General features: G+C 69.9%; 12 protein-coding genes. 7 read left to right on the top strand and 5 right to left on the bottom strand.

Annotated features, from left to right (window positions below):
* The first annotated feature begins 4 nt into the window (after positions 1-4).
* The 6 genes from H9L21_RS12605 (at position 5) to H9L21_RS12580 (ending at position 7,623) form a co-directional block, all read left to right on the top strand.
* Positions 5-1,045 carry a FecCD family ABC transporter permease gene (locus tag H9L21_RS12605; protein WP_255467051.1) on the top strand — a complete coding sequence of 347 codons (1,041 nt, stop codon included), beginning with the start codon at positions 5-7 and terminating at the stop codon, positions 1,043-1,045.
* Positions 1,042-1,836, top strand: coding sequence for a heme ABC transporter ATP-binding protein (locus H9L21_RS12600; protein ID WP_154596606.1), 795 nt, complete (start codon positions 1,042-1,044; stop codon positions 1,834-1,836). The genes H9L21_RS12605 and H9L21_RS12600 overlap by 4 nt, the downstream gene beginning before the upstream one ends.
* A gap of 49 nt (positions 1,837-1,885) precedes the next feature.
* Positions 1,886-2,542, top strand: a complete 657-nt coding sequence (locus H9L21_RS12595) for a biliverdin-producing heme oxygenase (protein WP_154596607.1) — start codon at positions 1,886-1,888, stop codon at positions 2,540-2,542.
* A gap of 46 nt (positions 2,543-2,588) precedes the next feature.
* The gene (locus H9L21_RS12590) at positions 2,589-3,959 is read left to right on the top strand and encodes an NAD(P)H-quinone dehydrogenase (RefSeq protein WP_154596608.1); all 1,371 of its coding nucleotides are present in this window, start codon (positions 2,589-2,591) and stop codon (positions 3,957-3,959) included.
* Between the two features lie 162 nt (positions 3,960-4,121).
* On the top strand, positions 4,122-7,160 hold the full coding sequence (locus H9L21_RS12585; protein WP_154596609.1) for a SpoIID/LytB domain-containing protein: 3,039 nt from the start codon (positions 4,122-4,124) through the stop codon (positions 7,158-7,160).
* A gap of 25 nt (positions 7,161-7,185) precedes the next feature.
* Complete coding sequence (locus H9L21_RS12580) at positions 7,186-7,623, top strand: phage holin family protein (RefSeq protein ID WP_154596610.1); 438 nt, start codon at positions 7,186-7,188, stop codon at positions 7,621-7,623.
* A gap of 76 nt (positions 7,624-7,699) precedes the next feature.
* Here the strand turns inward: H9L21_RS12580 and H9L21_RS12575 are convergent, their stop codons facing one another.
* Positions 7,700-9,463 (bottom strand): acetyl/propionyl/methylcrotonyl-CoA carboxylase subunit alpha, encoded by a 1,764-nt coding sequence (locus H9L21_RS12575; RefSeq protein ID WP_222865784.1) that lies wholly within the window; start codon positions 9,461-9,463, stop codon positions 7,700-7,702.
* Positions 9,464-9,580: 117 nt separating this feature from the next.
* Positions 9,581-10,195: an Ltp family lipoprotein gene (locus H9L21_RS12570; protein ID WP_222865783.1), complete on the bottom strand. Its 615-nt coding sequence runs from the start codon at positions 10,193-10,195 to the stop codon at positions 9,581-9,583.
* 186 nt (positions 10,196-10,381) lie between these two features.
* Here H9L21_RS12570 and H9L21_RS12565 point away from each other — a divergent pair, with 186 nt between their 5' ends.
* On the top strand, positions 10,382-11,548 hold the full coding sequence (locus H9L21_RS12565) for an acyl-CoA dehydrogenase family protein (RefSeq protein ID WP_154596611.1): 1,167 nt from the start codon (positions 10,382-10,384) through the stop codon (positions 11,546-11,548).
* On the opposite strand, the gene H9L21_RS12560 is transcribed toward H9L21_RS12565, so the two are convergent.
* The 3 genes from H9L21_RS12560 to H9L21_RS12550 form a co-directional block, all read right to left on the bottom strand.
* Positions 11,514-13,460: a vWA domain-containing protein gene (locus H9L21_RS12560; protein ID WP_154596612.1), complete on the bottom strand. Its 1,947-nt coding sequence runs from the start codon at positions 13,458-13,460 to the stop codon at positions 11,514-11,516. The genes H9L21_RS12565 and H9L21_RS12560 overlap by 35 nt on opposite strands.
* A gap of 193 nt (positions 13,461-13,653) precedes the next feature.
* Positions 13,654-13,875: a hypothetical protein gene (locus H9L21_RS12555; protein WP_154596613.1), complete on the bottom strand. Its 222-nt coding sequence runs from the start codon at positions 13,873-13,875 to the stop codon at positions 13,654-13,656.
* 100 nt (positions 13,876-13,975) lie between these two features.
* Positions 13,976-15,850 carry a VWA domain-containing protein gene (locus H9L21_RS12550; protein WP_187411527.1) on the bottom strand — a complete coding sequence of 625 codons (1,875 nt, stop codon included), beginning with the start codon at positions 15,848-15,850 and terminating at the stop codon, positions 13,976-13,978.
* Positions 15,851-15,864: the final 14 nt, after the last annotated feature.

Here is a 15,864-nt window from a genome sequence, read left to right as displayed (position 1 = left end):
GGACGTGGTGAGCGCGGGCCGCCGCACCCTGGTGATCGTCGGCTTCGCCGTTCTGCTGGTGGGCGGCACGTTCGTGTCGGCGTCCGTGGGGCAGCTCCCCGTCAGTACGCGTGACGTCATGGGCGCTCTGCTGCACGGCATCGGCATCGACACCTCGTGGCGCCCCGACGACGCGATCATCGAGCAGACGCTCCTGCAGATTCGCTTCCCGCGCGTCGCCATGAGCATCCTGGTCGGTGCCACGCTGGCGGTCGCCGGTGCCGTGATGCAGGCGATCTTCGGCAATCCGCTGGCCGAGCCCGGAGTCGTCGGCGTCTCCGCCGGTGCCGCCCTCGGTGCGGCCATCGCGATCGCGTTCGGCCTCACGGCGTTCGGTGGGTGGGGCGTCGCGATCATGGCCTTCATCGGCGGTTTCGCGGCGACCGTCCTGGTCTACGCGACCGCCCGGGTCGGGGGCCGCACGGAGGTCGTCACTCTCCTGCTGACCGGCATCGCCGTCAACGCGTTCGCGGGTGCCGGCCTCGCCCTGGTCATGTTCGCGGCCGACACCGGGTCGCGCGAGCAGATCGTGTTCTGGCAGCTCGGCTCGATGAACGGCTCGCGCTGGAGCGAGGTGCTGATCGTCGGTCTCGTCGGCCTGCCCACGTGTCTGGTCGGCTGCCTGCTGGCGCGCCGGTACGACCTGCTCTCGCTGGGCGAGCGCACGGCGGCGCACCTCGGGCTGAGGGTCGAGCGCCTGCGCGTCGGCTCGATCCTGCTGGTCGCCCTGCTCACCGGCGTCGCCGTCGCCTTCGCCGGCATCATCTCGTTCGTCGGCCTCGTGGTGCCGCACCTGGTGCGGATGCTGCTGGGTCCGTCGCACCGCACGCTGCTGGTGGCGAGCATGCTCGGCGGCGCCGCCCTGCTGGTGTGGGCCGATCTGCTGGCCCGCACGCTCGTCACGGGCTCGGACCTGCCGATCGGTCTGTTGACGTCGCTCATCGGCGGACCCTTCTTCTTCTACCTCGTGCGCACGACGCGCGCGAAGGCCGGAGGGTGGGCATGACCGCCGCCTACGAGGTTCGCGGTGTCACGTGCCGCCTGGGCGGCCGCGAGATCGTGCACGGCGTCGACCTGGACATCCACCACGGCGAGGTGCTGGCTCTCGTCGGCCCCAACGGCGCCGGGAAGTCCACGCTGCTCGGCACCCTGACCGGCGACGTTCCGGTCGAGAGTGGCGAGGTCCGGCTCCTGGGTCGTCCGCTCGCGCACTGGTCCGCCGCCGATCTGGCCCGCACGCGCGGGGTGCTGCTCCAGGCCAACCAGGTGTCGTTCCCGTTCACGGTGCGCGAGGTCGTCGAGATGGGCCGCTCCCCGTGGGTCGGCCGCACCTCGGCGCAGGAGGACGACGCGGCGATCGCCGAGGCCATCGACCGCACCGACATCGCCCATCTGCTCGATCGCCCGTTCACGGCCCTCTCGGGTGGTGAGAAGGCTCGCGCCTCGCTGGCGCGCGTGCTGGCCCAGCAGACCGACGTCGTCCTGTTGGACGAGCCGACGGCCGCGCTGGACCTGCGCCACCAGGAGGAGGTCATGGTCGTCGCCCGCGACCTCGCTGCCGCGGGCCGCGCCGTGATCGTCGTGCTGCACGACCTGTCGCTGGCGGCGGCGCGGGCCGACCGCATCGCGATGCTCGCCGGTGGCCGGATGATCAGCGTGGGCACGCCCTCCGAGGTTCTGACGCCCGAGCGTGTCGAGGAGGTCTACGGCATCGCCGTGCACGTCCTGACCGACACCCCGGACGGGCACCTGATCGTCGTCCCACATCGTGGTCTTTCAGACACAGTGTCATCTTGATCTGACAACGTGTCATATCATTGAGCCACATCCACCAGAGAGGGCGATCATGACCGTGCTGCCGACCGAAACCGGGCTGTCCGTGCTGATGCGCGAAGGCTCCCAGGCCGAGCACAAGGACGCCGAGGGCTCCAGCTTCATGTCGTGCCTGCTCGACGGCCAGGTCAACGAGACCGGCTACACCGAGTACCTCGCGATGCTCCGTCCGATCTATGCCGCCCTCGAGTCGGTGGCCGCGGGTCTGGTCGACGACCCCATCGCCGGCGCCGTGATCGATCCCTCCATCAACCGCCTCGCCGCGATCGACCAGGACCTCGCGTACTGGTCCGGCGGCGCCGTGCCGTCGGTGCAGAGCGCGGCGGTCGACCGCTACGTCGCCCGGGTCGAGGCGTCCGCCGCCGATCCCGTGCTGTTCGTCGCGCACCACTACACGCGCTACCTGGGCGACCTGTCCGGCGGACAGGCCATCGGCCGCATCCTGGCGCGCACCTTCGACCTCCCCGAGGGCCAGGGCATCGCGTTCTACCAGTTCGACTCCGTGCCCAAGCCCAAGCCGTACAAGGACGCCTACCGCGCCTCGCTGGACGCCCTGCCGCTCACCGAGCGCGACCAGCAGCGCGTCGTCGAGGAGGTCAAGGTCGTCTTCGGCCTGAACGGTGCCCTGTTCGAGGAGCTCTCCACCCAGCTGCCGCGCTACGCGCGCTGAGACCCTCCCCGCGGGACTCCGTCGTCGAGTGCGGGACAATCGAGGCATGGCTCATGTCGTGATCATCGGTGGCGGACCCGGCGGATACGAAGCGGCGTTGGTCGCGCGGCGGTTGGGCGCCGAGGTCACGCTCGTCGAGCGCGACGGGATGGGCGGCTCGACCGTCCTGACCGACTGCGTTCCCAGCAAGACGTTGATCGCCACGTCCGACCTCCTGCATGAGGTCAGCCGCTCGGCCGAGCTGGGCGTCGAGGTGCCGCGCGCACCGCGCGCCGACCTCGCCTCGGTCAACGACCGTGTGCTGGGCCTGGCGCAGGCGCAGTCGGACGACATCGCCGAGCGCGTCGCCTCCACCGGGGTCACGATCCTGCGCGGCACCGCCCGCATCAGCGACGCGCGCGAGGTCGTCGCCTCGACGCCCGACGGCGAGATCCGACTGGCCGCCGACGGCATCCTCATCGCGACCGGCGCCCACCCGCGTGTCAGCGCCGACGCCCAGCCCGACGGCGAGCGCATCCTCACGTGGGAGCAGGTCTACGGCCTGCGCGAGCTGCCCGAGCACATGATCGTCGTCGGCTCGGGCGTCACCGGCGCCGAGTTCGCCAGCGCCTACAACGGCCTGGGCGCCGAGGTCACGCTGGTGTCGAGCCGCGACCGGGTGCTCCCGGGCGAGGACCCCGACGCGGCCACCCTGATCGAGGACGTCTTCACCCGCCGCGGCATGAAGGTCCTGGGGAAGTCCCGCATGGCCTCCACGCGCCGCGAGGGTGACCGGGTCGTCGTCACGCTCACCGACGGCCGCACCGTCACCGGCTCGCACTGCCTGCTCGCGCTGGGCTCGATCCCCAACACCGCCGACCTCGGCCTCGAGGAGGTCGGGATCGACACCGACGACGGTGGCTTCATCTCGGTCGACAAGGTCTCGCGGACGAACATCCCCGGCGTCTACGCCGCGGGCGACTGCACCGGCGTCTTCATGCTGGCGTCCGTCGCTGCCCAGCAGGGTCGCATCGCCATGGCCCACCTGCTCGGCGACGCCGTCCACCCGCTGGACCTGCGCAAGGTCTCGAGCAACATCTTCACGTCGCCGGAGATCGCTGCCGTGGGCGTCGGACAACGCCAGATCGAGGAGCAGGGCCTGCTCGTCGACACGGCGATGCTGCCGATCACGGCCAACCCGCGGGCCAAGATGCAAGGCGTCCACGACGGCTTCGTCAAGCTGTACGCGCGTCAGGGGATCGGCACCCTGATCGGGGGAGTGGTGGTCGGACCGCGTGCCAGCGAGCTGATCCACACCGTCTCGGTCGCGGTCTCGGCGTCCCTCACGGTCGACCACGTCGCGGACGCGTTCAGCGTCTACCCGTCCATGTCGGGCACCGTCAGCGAGGTCGCGCGCCGACTGCATCGACAAGTCTGAACCTTCAGTTGAAATTCAACCCGCCACGGCTGTAATCACACGCGTGTGGTTTCGCAGGTCAGACCCGAAGTGCTGGAACGCCCCTCGGATGTGTGTTCTGATGCGTGTGCTCCTTGCGTCACACGAGCACCAGTTGTACCCGCCACAGAATGGACTTCCCCCATGCATTCCTGGCCGACCCGCTGCAGCATCGGTCTGACCACGATCGCTCTCGTCGGAGCGTCCCTGCTCCTGCCTGCCCCGGCGCAGGCCGCCGGGACGGACATCGTCGAGACGCGGCCCACGCCGGCCGTCGCCGAGACGCCCGCCGAGGCGACCACGAAGGCTCCGGTCTCCGAGGAGGTCGAGGTCGAGCAGACCCCCGTCGCGACGACTCCGCAGGACGGCTCTGACGGTGCGGTCGAGCGCAAGCCCGTCGACCCCTTCCGCATGGTCGGCGTGACATGGGATGCCACGGCCGACGCCGCTGACGTGTCGGTGCGCGTGCAGGTGCGCACGAAGGGCACGTGGAGCGCCTGGCAGACGCTGGCCGTCGAGGAGAGCAAGGAGGGCGGACGCCCGGGCACCGAGCCGCTGTGGACCGACGCCCCCGCCGACGGCATCGCCGTCGACGTGAAGGCCGGCTCCGGCACGCTCTCGGGCGTCAAGGTGACGACGATCGATCCGGGGAAGTCGGAGATCGTCACGCCGTTCAGCCCGGCCGTGTTCCAGCCCGCCGTCGAGGCGGGCACGGACGAGGCGCCGCAGGAGGACGTGGAAGGCGCCCAGGACGGTCTCACCGAGTCGGTCGCGGCCGACGGCACGCCCAAGGTCGTGCCGATGCCCTCGATCATCACGCGCGCGCAGTGGAAGGCCGGCGCCGGCACCAGCTGCAGCGCCCCGGTGACGCGGCCGAAGGCGCTCGGCGTCGTCATCCACCACACGGCGGGCTCGAACACCTACACGAAGGCCGAGTCGGCCGCGCTCGTGCGCAGCTACCAGTCGTACCACGTCAAGGGACACGGCTGGTGCGACATCGGCTACAACTTCCTGGTCGACCGCTTCGGCCAGATCTTCGAGGGCCGCAAGGGCGGCATGACCAAGCAGGTCCGTGCCGCACACTCCGGCGTCGAGGCCGTGAACCAGTACGCGACCGGCGTCTCGATGATGGGCCACTTCGACAACGCGCAGCCCAGCGCGGCGTTGAAGACCGCCGTCGTCAAGCTGGTCGGCTGGCGACTGAAGTTCTTCGGCGCCAACGCCAAGGGCACCTACACCGCGGGCGGCAAGAAGTACCAGGTCATCAACGGGCACCGCGACGTGAAGTCGACCGCGTGCCCGGGCAAGTACGGCTACGCCTGGATCAGTGCCGTGGGCGGCCTGCGCGACCGGGCGCACACGTACATCTCGAAGGCGACCTCGGCGGCCGGTGCCCCGGCCCCGGCTCCCGCACCCGCGCCCGCGCCGAAGCCGACTCCCGCACCGCCGAAGACCTTCAAGACCCCCACCGGGGTGAAGGTCAGCACGGCGCCGACCACCGCGACGGTCACCTGGAACAAGGTCGCCGGAGCCACCCACTACCGCCTGGCGGTCTCGCCGACGGGCAGCGGGAAGGGCGCGAAGTTCTACAACGTCTCGACCAACCGGGCCACCGTCACCGGGCTGCACGCGCGCCGGGTCTACGTCTTCCGGGTCTCGGTCTACCAGCCGTCGCCGAAGAAGCGGCTCACCCCGTACACGGCCAAGCCGTTCCCGACGGCCCGTACGAAGGCGTTCACGGCCCCCACGGGCGTCCGCGCCACGTCGCGCGGCCGGAAGGCGCTGAAGCTCACGTGGAACGCTCAGGCGGGCGCTCCGGGCTACCGGGTGCAGATCGTCCAGGCGGGCAAGTCCACGGGCAAGCGCTACGTGATGACGCGCACCAACTCGGTCAAGATCACGAAGCTCAAGCCGAACACGCGCTACCAGATCCGCGTGGCCGTCACGTACCCCACGAAGGAGCGGGTCAGCGCCTACACGAAGGCCCCGTTCGCGACGGCCCTCACCCGACCGCTGGTCCCGGCTGCCGCACCGAAGCCCGCGCCGAAGCCGGCCCCCAAGCCGGCTCCGAAGCCCTCGGCCAAGAACGCCGTGACGCCGTCGAACGGCAAGATCGTCTTCAAGGGCCACGGCTACGGCCACGGCATCGGTATGAGCCAGTACGGCGCCGAGGGCGGCGCCCGCGCCGGCCAGAAGTACGACGCGATCCTGCGCAAGTACTACCCGGGCACGACGCTGAGCACGAAGACCGCCACGATCCGGGTGCAGATCACGGCCGACACGGGCAACTCGGTGCACGTGCGGCCGAAGTCGGGACTGAAATTCCGTCGCCTGTCCGGAAACGCCGTGTCCGTGCTGCCGACGTCGGTGAGCGGCCGCGCCGTCTCCGCCTGGTCCATCGACCTGGCGAAGGGCGACGCGAAGAAGAACACGCTGTCCTACAAGTCGGGCTCGAAGTGGTACGCCCACACCACGTTCTCCGGCGATGCCCAGTTCGAGGGCCCGGCGACGATCAGCCTCGTCCTGCCGAACGGCTCCACGCGGGCCTACCGCGGCGCGCTGCGCTCGGCGCGGCCCACCGCCACCACGCGCGACACCGTCAACGTGCTCAGCCTCGAGGCGTACCTGCGCGGCGTCGTGGCACGCGAGATGCCCGCCAGCTGGAGCATGGAGGCGCTCAAGGCCCAGTCGGTCGCCGCGCGCACGTACGGCTCGCGGTACCTGGGCTCGAAGAAGCACTTCGACATCTGTGACACGGTCTCGTGCCAGGTCTACGGCGGCCACGCCGACGAGCACCCGCGCACCAACGAGGCGATCGCGGGGACGGCGGGCAAGATCCTGACGTACCAGGGCGCGCCGGCGCTGACGCAGTTCTCCAGCTCGTCGGGCGGCTTCACCAACCAGGGGTCGACCCCGTACCTCAAGCCCGTCAGCGACCCGTGGGACGCCTGGAGCGGCAACAAGAACCACGCCTGGAGCCAGACGGTCACGACCGCCGCGATCCAGAAGAAGTACTCGATCGGGACCCTGAAGTCGGTCACGATCACCCGGCGCAACGGGCACGGAAACCAGGGTGGCCGCGTGGTCTCGATGACCCTCAAGGGGTCGAAGTCCAGCAAGACCATCTCCGGCGTCGACGCCCGGTGGGCCTTCGGTCTGAAGTCGGACTGGTTCGGCTTCTGAGATTCGGCAGTGGGATGATCGTCCCATGCTGAGTGCCCGCCTCTGGATCACGATCGTCACGGCCACCCTGGCCAACGCACTCTCGCTCGGCCTCGCCGCGTGGATCCTGCAAGGCTTCACGCTGGCGCCCGCCTGGTGGGTCGTCGCGGTCGTGCTGTTCACCGTGCTCAGCGTGGTGCTGCGCACGGCCGCGCTGCGCGTGAGTGACTCCCGGTGGCTGCGGGTCTCGACGATCACCGGAGGCCTGGCGCTCACCGCGATCGCACTGGCGCTGACCGACGTGATCGTCCCGGACTCGGGCTTCGACATCGACGGCTGGGGCACGTGGGTCGTCGTCACGCTCGTCGTCTGGGCGGCCGGCGTCGCCTTCGGCGAGGTCGACCACCACGCCCCCGCCTCGACGCCCGGCCTCTCGCCCGACACCCGCGCGGCCGCCCGCGCGGGCGAGGGCCGCGCCTCCTGATCCGACCCGGTTCGCACCCCCCGCGTACGACGAAGCCCCGGCCAGCAGGCCGGGGCTTCGTGCGTTTGCGGGACGGTCAGGCGTCCTTGATGTCGGCGATCACGGCGCCGGCGCCGATGGTCTCGCCGATGACGGCCACCAGGCCCACGATCGAGCCGGCCTTGTGGGCGTTGATGGGCTGCTCCATCTTCATCGCCTCGATGACGACGACCAGATCGCCCTCGGCGACCTCCTGGCCCTCCTCGACGGCGAGCTTGACGACGGTGCCCTGCATCGGCGACGTCAGCGAGTCGCCGCTGGCCGCGGCGCCGGCGGACTTGCCACCCTTGCGCTTGGCCTTCTTGCCGCCGCCCGCAGCGGCGGCGCTGGCGCCCAGGCCACCGGGCAGGATGACCTCGACGCGCTTGCCGCCGACCTCGACGGTGACGCGCTCGCGCTCGCCGGCCTCGTCGGTCTCGTGACCGCCGCTGTAGGGCTCGAGCTGGTTGTCGTAGTCGGTCTCGATCCACGTCGTGTAGACGTCGAACGAGCCCTCGGACGCGTTGTACGCCGGGTTGTCCAGCACGTCGCGGTGGAACGGGATGACGGTCGGCATGCCGTCCACGACGAACTCGTCCAGCGCGCGCCGCGAGCGCTCGATGGCCTGCTCACGCGTGGCACCGGTGACGATCAGCTTGGCGACGAGGGAGTCGAACGCGCCGGGGATGGTCTCACCCTCGACGTAACCCGAGTCGACACGCACGCCGGGGCCCGCCGGCGGATCCCACTTCGTGAGGGTGCCGGGTGCGGGCAGGAAGCCGCGGCCGCCGTCCTCGGCGTTGATGCGGAACTCGATCGAGTGGCCGCGCAGCGGCGGGTCGTCGTAGCCCAACTCCTCGCCGGCGGCGATGCGGAACATCTCGCGGACGAGGTCGACACCGGCGACCTCCTCGGAGACCGGGTGCTCGACCTGCAGGCGGGTGTTGACCTCGAGGAAGCTGATCGTGCCGTCCATGCCCACGAGGAACTCGCAGGTGCCGGCGCCGACGTAGCCGGCTTCCTTGAGGATCGCCTTGCTGGAGGTGTAGAGGCGCTCGACCTGGTCGTCGGACAGGAACGGCGCGGGCGCCTCCTCGACGAGCTTCTGGTGGCGACGCTGCAGCGAGCAGTCACGCGTCGAGATGACGACGACGTTGCCGTGCTGGTCGGCCAGGCACTGGGTCTCGACGTGGCGCGGCTTCTCGAGGAACTTCTCGACGAGGCACTCGCCCCGGCCGAAGGCGGCGACGGCCTCACGGACGGCCGAGTCGTAGAGCTCGGGGATCTCCTCCATGGTCTTGGCGACCTTGAGGCCACGGCCACCGCCGCCGAAGACGGCCTTGATGGCCACGGGCAGGCCGTTCTCCTGCGCGAAGGCGATGATCTCGTCGGCGCTCTCGACGGCGTCCTTGAGGCCCGGCGCCAGCGGCGCACCGGCCTTGAGGGCGATCTGCTTGGCCTTCGCCTTGTCGCCGAGGGCGTCGATGGCGGCCGGCGGGGGACCGATCCAGGTCAGCCCGGCGTCGATGACGGCCTGGGCGAACTCGGCGTTCTCGGACAGGAAGCCGTAGCCCGGGTGCACGCTGTCGGCCCCGCTGCGCTCGGCCACGGCCAGGATCTTGCCGATGTCGAGGTAGGAGTCGCCCGGGGTGGAACCCTCGAGCGAGTAGGCCTCGTCGGCCAGCCGGACGAACAACGCGTCGCGGTCGGGCTCGGCATAGACCGCCACGCTGGCGATGCCGGCGTCCTTCGCGGCGCGGATCACACGCACGGCGATCTCGCCACGGTTGGCGATCAGGACCTTCTGCAGGGGCTTGCTCACGAATACTCCTTCAACGAGGGGCTGCCCGGCGAGTCTATTGGTGTCAGGTCCAGAGCGGGCAGGGCAGGTCGGATTGTGGTTCAACCTGCCCTGCCGCCCGCGATGTGACTGAGTAGTTCAGCAGGCGCCTGCCTTCTTCGCGCCGTACTCGGCCTGCTTCTGGGTGTATCGGTCGCCGGCCGAGGAACTCAACTGCTGAATCAGGCCTTGGCAAGAGAAGCCCGTCATGTCGAGGTAGTTCTTGGCGGACTCGACGGCCTCCGCATTCCAGTTCACATCCAGGCTGTCCACTGCCGCAGTAGCGTCGGCATCCGAGTAACCGTCGCCCGCGTCGGAGGAAAGCTGGCGGATGAGTCCCTCGCGCGAGAATCCGGCGAACTCCAGGTAGTTCTTGGCTGAGCGGACGGCGTTCTGCTGCTGCTTCGTGAGCTTGGGCGCAGCCTTTTCAGTCTTTGCCTTCTTCTTGGTCTTGGTCGTGCCGGACTCCTCGGTCGACTTTTCGCTCTCGGTGTTCTTCTGGGCCGAAGCGGTCGTGTCTTCCTTGTCTCCAGACGAGTCCGAGCCGGATCCACCCATGGCCGAACCCACGATGGTGAGGGCGACAAGCGCGAGCGGAATGATGAAGCGCTTCTTCTTGAACCACGGGCGAGTCGCCTTGGCGTATGCCTTGGCCGCGGCAGCGGCGGCCTTTGGGTTCGTATTGGGATCGTTGAACTGCGGAGTCTCGGACATGGGTTCCCCTCGATTTGGTATTTGGAGCGACGTTTGTGACCAACGGTGTATTTGGACAAACGTCTAGAGATTAGGTGCCTCCGGATGTTGCGCGCGCCCACTTCGCGCGATGTAGCCCGAAGATGGTCAAACCGGGCCATGTTGTGACTTGTCCAGAGACGGGTTAATGCCTGTTAACCTGCGGGCATGGACTTCGAACTGTCACGCGAGCACGAGGACTTCCGGCACGTCGTTCGGTCGTTCGCGAACGAGCGGATCGCGCCCCACGTCGCCCAGTGGGACAAGGACCACCACTTCCCGGTCGACGTCGTACGCGCCATGGGCGACCTCGGTCTGTTCGGTCTGACGGCACCGGAGGAGTTCGGTGGATCCGGCGCGGACTTCACGAGCCTGTGCATCGCGATCGAGGAGCTCGGCCGCGTCGACCAGTCGATGGGCATCACCCTCGAGGCCGGTGTGGGCCTGGGCATCAACCCGATCCAGACGTTCGGCACGGCCGAGCAGAAGGAGCGTTGGCTGCCCGACCTGGTGGCCGGTCAGGCGCTCGCGGGCTTCGGCCTGACCGAGCCCGGCGCGGGCTCCGATGCCGGCGCCACGGCGACGAAGGCGGTCCTGGACGGCGACGAGTGGGTCGTCGACGGAGCGAAGCAGTTCATCACCAACTCCGGCAGCGAGATCACCTCGCTCGTCACCGTCACCGCACGCACCGGCACCCGTGCGGACGGCCGTCCCGAGATCTCGGCGATCGTCGTGCCGTCCGGCACGCCCGGCTTCGTGGCTGAGGCCGGCTACGACAAGCTCGGCTGGCACATCAGCGACACTCACCCGCTGTCCTTCACCGGCGCGCGCGTCCCGGCGGACCACCTCCTGGGCGAGCGGGGACGCGGCTACGCCCAGTTCCTGGCGACGCTCGACGACGGTCGCGTGGCGATCTCGGCGCTGGCCCTGGGTCTCATCGAGGCCTGCCTCGAGGCGTGTGTGCAGTACGCAGGGGAGCGGCAGACGTTCGGCGGCCCGATCGGGCGCAAGCAGGGGGTCGCGTTCCAGATCGCCGACCTCAAGGTCATGGCGGATGCGACGCGAGCGCTGACCTACCAGGCAGCAGCGATGAAGGACGCGGGAATCACCGGGGCCCGCTTCAAGCAGGCCGCGTCGGTGGCGAAGCTGTACAGCTCCGAAGCCGCCGTCACGGCGACGCGCGTGGCGACGCAGGTCTTCGGCGGCTACGGATTCATGGAGGAGTACCCGGTGGCGCGGTTCTACCGCGACGCCAAGATCCTCGAGATCGGCGAGGGCACGAGCGAGGTCCAGCGCATGCTCATCGCTCGCTCGCTCGGTCTCCCGGTGGAGTGACCGACGGGTCGCTCGCGCGCCGGCGCCGCACGACGAACGCGCCGATCGCGACCAGCACGACGAGCAGGGCCGAGCCCAGGCCGACCGGCAACCACGGGAAGCCGCTCTCGACCGCGCTTTCGTCCGTACTGTCGGCCGGAGATTCCGTGGGCGTGGTGTCGGCCGGGGGCTCGGCGTCCGTCGAAGCCGACGTCGCGCCCGGGGTGACCAGGCGTGAGTCCGCCTGCGGAGGGGTCAGGCCGTCGACCTCTTCGTACTCGGGAGCGCCGGTGCCTGCAGTGCCGTGGGTCTTGACGGTGAGCGTGTAACTGATCGCAGCGACAGCGTCCTCGGGCAGCGAGACCAGGATGTACCGCAGGCCGGGCAGCGACGATCCTGCCCACCAGCTTTCGACGACGTGCCGGTGCTCGGGGGCGACGGTGTACGCCTGGCGGCCCCACCGGAACGCGTTGGGCTCGTCCGGGGGCAGGCTCGTGTAGGACGTCCAGTCGTCGCTGAGCGCCATGTCGGTGTAGTCGCCGCCGACCTCCTGACGCAACGGGCCGGTGATCTGCAGGTCCGGGTTCGCGAAGTCCGTCACGCTGGGACGGGTGATACGCGCGTCGAACTGGGCCTGGAGGTGCTGTCCCCAGTCGAGGGGCACGGCGACGGCCTGGGTCTCGCCGGGGTTGATGTCCAGTGCGTACGTTCCGTCGTTCACCACGGGCGCGTTCGAGACCGAGGTGCCGGGGACCACCGTGTCATCGGGGGACCCGGGAGTCAGCGGGGTCCAGGCGGGACGCTCGGGGGTGTCCGCGGTGGAGGTCTGCGTCGCGCCGGCGATCGGAGGTTCTTCGTAGATCGCGATCTCGACGGGCTCTCCGGCCAACTCCTCGGGGCGGCTGTCCTGGGTGACCTGCACATACACGACCGGTGAGGTGGCGCAGGCTTCGTCGCGCGATGCCGTGCTGGTGCCGGCGTAGCCCAGAGAGCCTCGCGCGAAGCTCGACTCGCGGCCGCACCGGTTGCCGGCATCGTCGGAGTGGGTCAGCACGGAGATCTTCTGCCCCGAGTTGCCGATGTCGGTCGAGCGGTGGGCGGCACCGACGTGGATCGTCGAACCCGGCGCCGTGCGCTCGATCCGATACCAGAGCTCGCCCTTCCGGCTCGGGAAGGTGTCGAGCCACTGACCCGTGGTGACGGTCGGAGCGCCGGAGGGCGTCGGGGTGCCTTCGACGGGAGTGCCGCTCAGGTCGAACGGCCGCGAGGCCCGGGTCTGGGCCGTCGAGAGCGTGTCGACGAGGTCCTCGGCGCTGGCGGCGTCGTAGTAGGTGCCGTTGCCCCGGTCGGCGATGCACTGCAGTTTCGCGCGGGCCTTGCCCTTGACGTCGAGTCCGACGACGTCGACCCGCAGGTCGAAGCCCTTCTTCGTCAACTGGGCGGCCACCCGGCACGGGTCGGGGTCGCAGGTCGGCTCGCCGTCGGAGACCAGGACGATCGTGCGCTGGCCCTCGGCGCCGAGATCCTTCGCGGCCTCGCGCAGCGCGTGACCGATCGGCGTCTCGCCGTAGGGCTTGTAGTCGTCGACAGCGGACCTGAGCTCGTTCCGGTTGTCGAGACCGAGCGCCACCACTTGCTGGGAGTCGGTGCAGGCACCGGGCTTGGAGGCGTCGAAGACCGTGGCGCCGTACACGCGCAGGCCGACGGGCTGGTCCTCGGGGAGCTGGTCGATGACGGTGCGCAGGGCCGATCGTGCGGCCTTGATCTTGGTGCCGCCGCCGGAGACCTTCTCGGCCATCGAGCCGGAGGCGTCCAGCACGAGCATCATCGAGCCCGTCTCGGCTGCCTCGGCCGGTTGGGCGCCGACGGATGTGGGCGCGAGTCCGACGACGGCCGCGAGGGCCGCCGCCACGATGGTGGCGGTCGTTCTCATGCGTCTCCCCGAGATGTGCAGATGCGAGTCTCACCTCGCATCTGGTCGTTGGTTCCCAGCATGTCAGAACAGTGCGGGGGAGTGACCAGTTTCGACGCGAGACGTCTCATCGAGGCGACCGCTCACGACGACGCAGGTACGTGAGGGTCGCCGAACCGGGAGGCGAATCGCCACCCGGAGGTTCAGTCAGGGCTCAAAGAGCTGTCATCTGGCGGCACGGCAGCGGGATGTGCACCGAGCCGTTGCCGAAGTCGACCTGGACCGAGTTCTGGCCCTGGACACTCAGGACGCGACCGAGGCCGAACGAGTCGTGGGACACCCGGGCTCCCGGCTCGTAGATCTCGGCGGCAACATCGGGCTTCTTGGGGAACGGGCTGCTTGCGAGGTGGCGTCGGGGGCGCTGTGAGGTGGTCATCGTGTTCCATTCTCCCACGCCGAGCCTGATCAGTGAACAGATTCGTTCATCCATGAGACGGTGGCTGACCCGATTCGTCGATTCCGGGCCGCCAGCGGGCTCAGCCGCGTCGCCGACGCAGCAGCACCGCGAGCCCGCCCGCGAGGACGATCACGGCGGCAGCGCCGCCCACGAGCCACGGCACCATCGACGCGGACTCCCGGGTCTGGTCCGAGGAGGGCTTCTCGGCCTCGGAGGCGTCCTCCGCGGCGGCCGTGACCGGCGAGTCGACCAGGCGGGAGTCGGCGGCCGGGGCGGTCAGGCCCTCGACCTCCTCGTACTCCGGCGCCACACCCGGCAGCGCATCGTCGCGCTCGATGGTGAGCGTGTACGGCAGGTTCGCCTGGTCGCCCCGCAACTTCAGGTTGACCACCACGTAGTGCAAGCCGGCCAGCGAGGCGCCCTTGCGCGCCGGTTGGGTCTGCAAGCGGTGGGCCGGATGGGCTGGCCACGAGATCGCGCCCTTGCGGAATGGGGTGTTCTCGCGAATGAGCGCGATCGGCAGTCCGGTCCAGTCCTTCGGCTCCTTGGCGAACATGCTGACGGTCACGTCATGGCGCATCGGGTTGATCACCGTCACGTCGACGTCGCTCCCGGCAGCGGCGGCGTCACGCACATCGTCGTTCAGCGTGGCGTCGAACTGGGCCCGGAGCTGCTGGCCCCAGTCGACCGGGACGGCCAGGACTTGGGTCTCACCGGCGCTGATGTCCATCGCGTAGCTGCCCGGCTCCACGACGGGGGCGTTGGCGACGCTGCTGCCGGGAACCACCTCGGTGGGCGTCGACGGGGTGACCGGACTCCACCGGGGCTCCTCGCCGAGGGTGCTCGCATCGGGTGCGGCCGCCATCGGCGGCTCCTCGTACACCGCCAGCTCGATGGGCCGGCCCTCGATGCCGCCGACGGCGCGCTCGACACCCAGGGCGAGCTCGGGCTCGGAGTGGCACGGCGACTCGCGATCACGGGTCCATGACGACACGGCGCCGTAGTAGATCGGGGTCCGGCTGGACATGTCCAGTCCGTAGGTCGTGCCCGCCGAGCACCACTGGCCGCCGGTCTGCATGATTTTCAGGACGGCGGCCGCACCCAGGTCGCCGCTGACGCCGCTGATCACGGCCCCGACATGGAACGTCGAGCCGGGCGCGGTGCGCCGGAGGCGGTAGTGCGCCATGGCATCGGTCGCGATGGTGTCGGTGTACTGGCCGAGCTCGATCAGGGGCGCCTCCGCGATGGCGGGCGTGCCTCGAACGGGCGTGCCCGTGAGGTCGAACGGTCGCGAGGCCCGCACCGAGGAGACGCGCAGGCTGTCGGTCAGGCTCTCGGCGTCGTCGGCGTCGTAGTAGGTGCCGTTGCCCGCGTCGGCCACGCACTGCAGCGTCTTCTTCGCCCGTCCCGACACGTCGAAGCCGACGACGTCGATGCGCAGGTCGATCCCGTCCTTCGCGATCTCTCGGGCGACGACGCACGGGTCGGGGTCGCACGTGGGCTCGCCGTCCGAGACGAGCACGATCGTGCGCTGTCCGGTGTCGCCGAGATCCTTGGCGGCCTCGCGCAGCGCGTGGCTCGTGGGCGTCCAGCCGACCGGCTCGTAGTCCGCCACGGCGCGGCGCAGGTCCTCGCGGTTGTCCGTGCCGAGGTCGACGATGCGCTCGGAGTCGGTGCACGCCGCCGGGTCGTCCTCGGCCACGTCGCTGGCGCCGTAGACCCGGAAGCCGACCTTCTGCTCGGCCGGCAGGGCGTCGATCACGGCGTTCAGTCCGTCCTTGGCGGCCCGGATGCGGGTGGTGCCCCCTCCGGTCTTCTCCGCCATCGAGCCGGATGCGTCCATCACGAGCATCATCGCCGTGGCGCTCTCGGGCTCGTCGGCCGTGGCGGCCGGCCAGGACAAGGCCATCATCGCCAGCGCGATCGTGCCGATCAGCGACATCACCTTGGTCACGTGTTCCCCCTCAG

The organism is Aeromicrobium senzhongii (assembly GCF_014334735.1).
GTDB classification, from domain to species: domain Bacteria; phylum Actinomycetota; class Actinomycetes; order Propionibacteriales; family Nocardioidaceae; genus Aeromicrobium; species Aeromicrobium senzhongii.
This window is presented reverse-complemented; position numbering and strand designations above follow the sequence as displayed.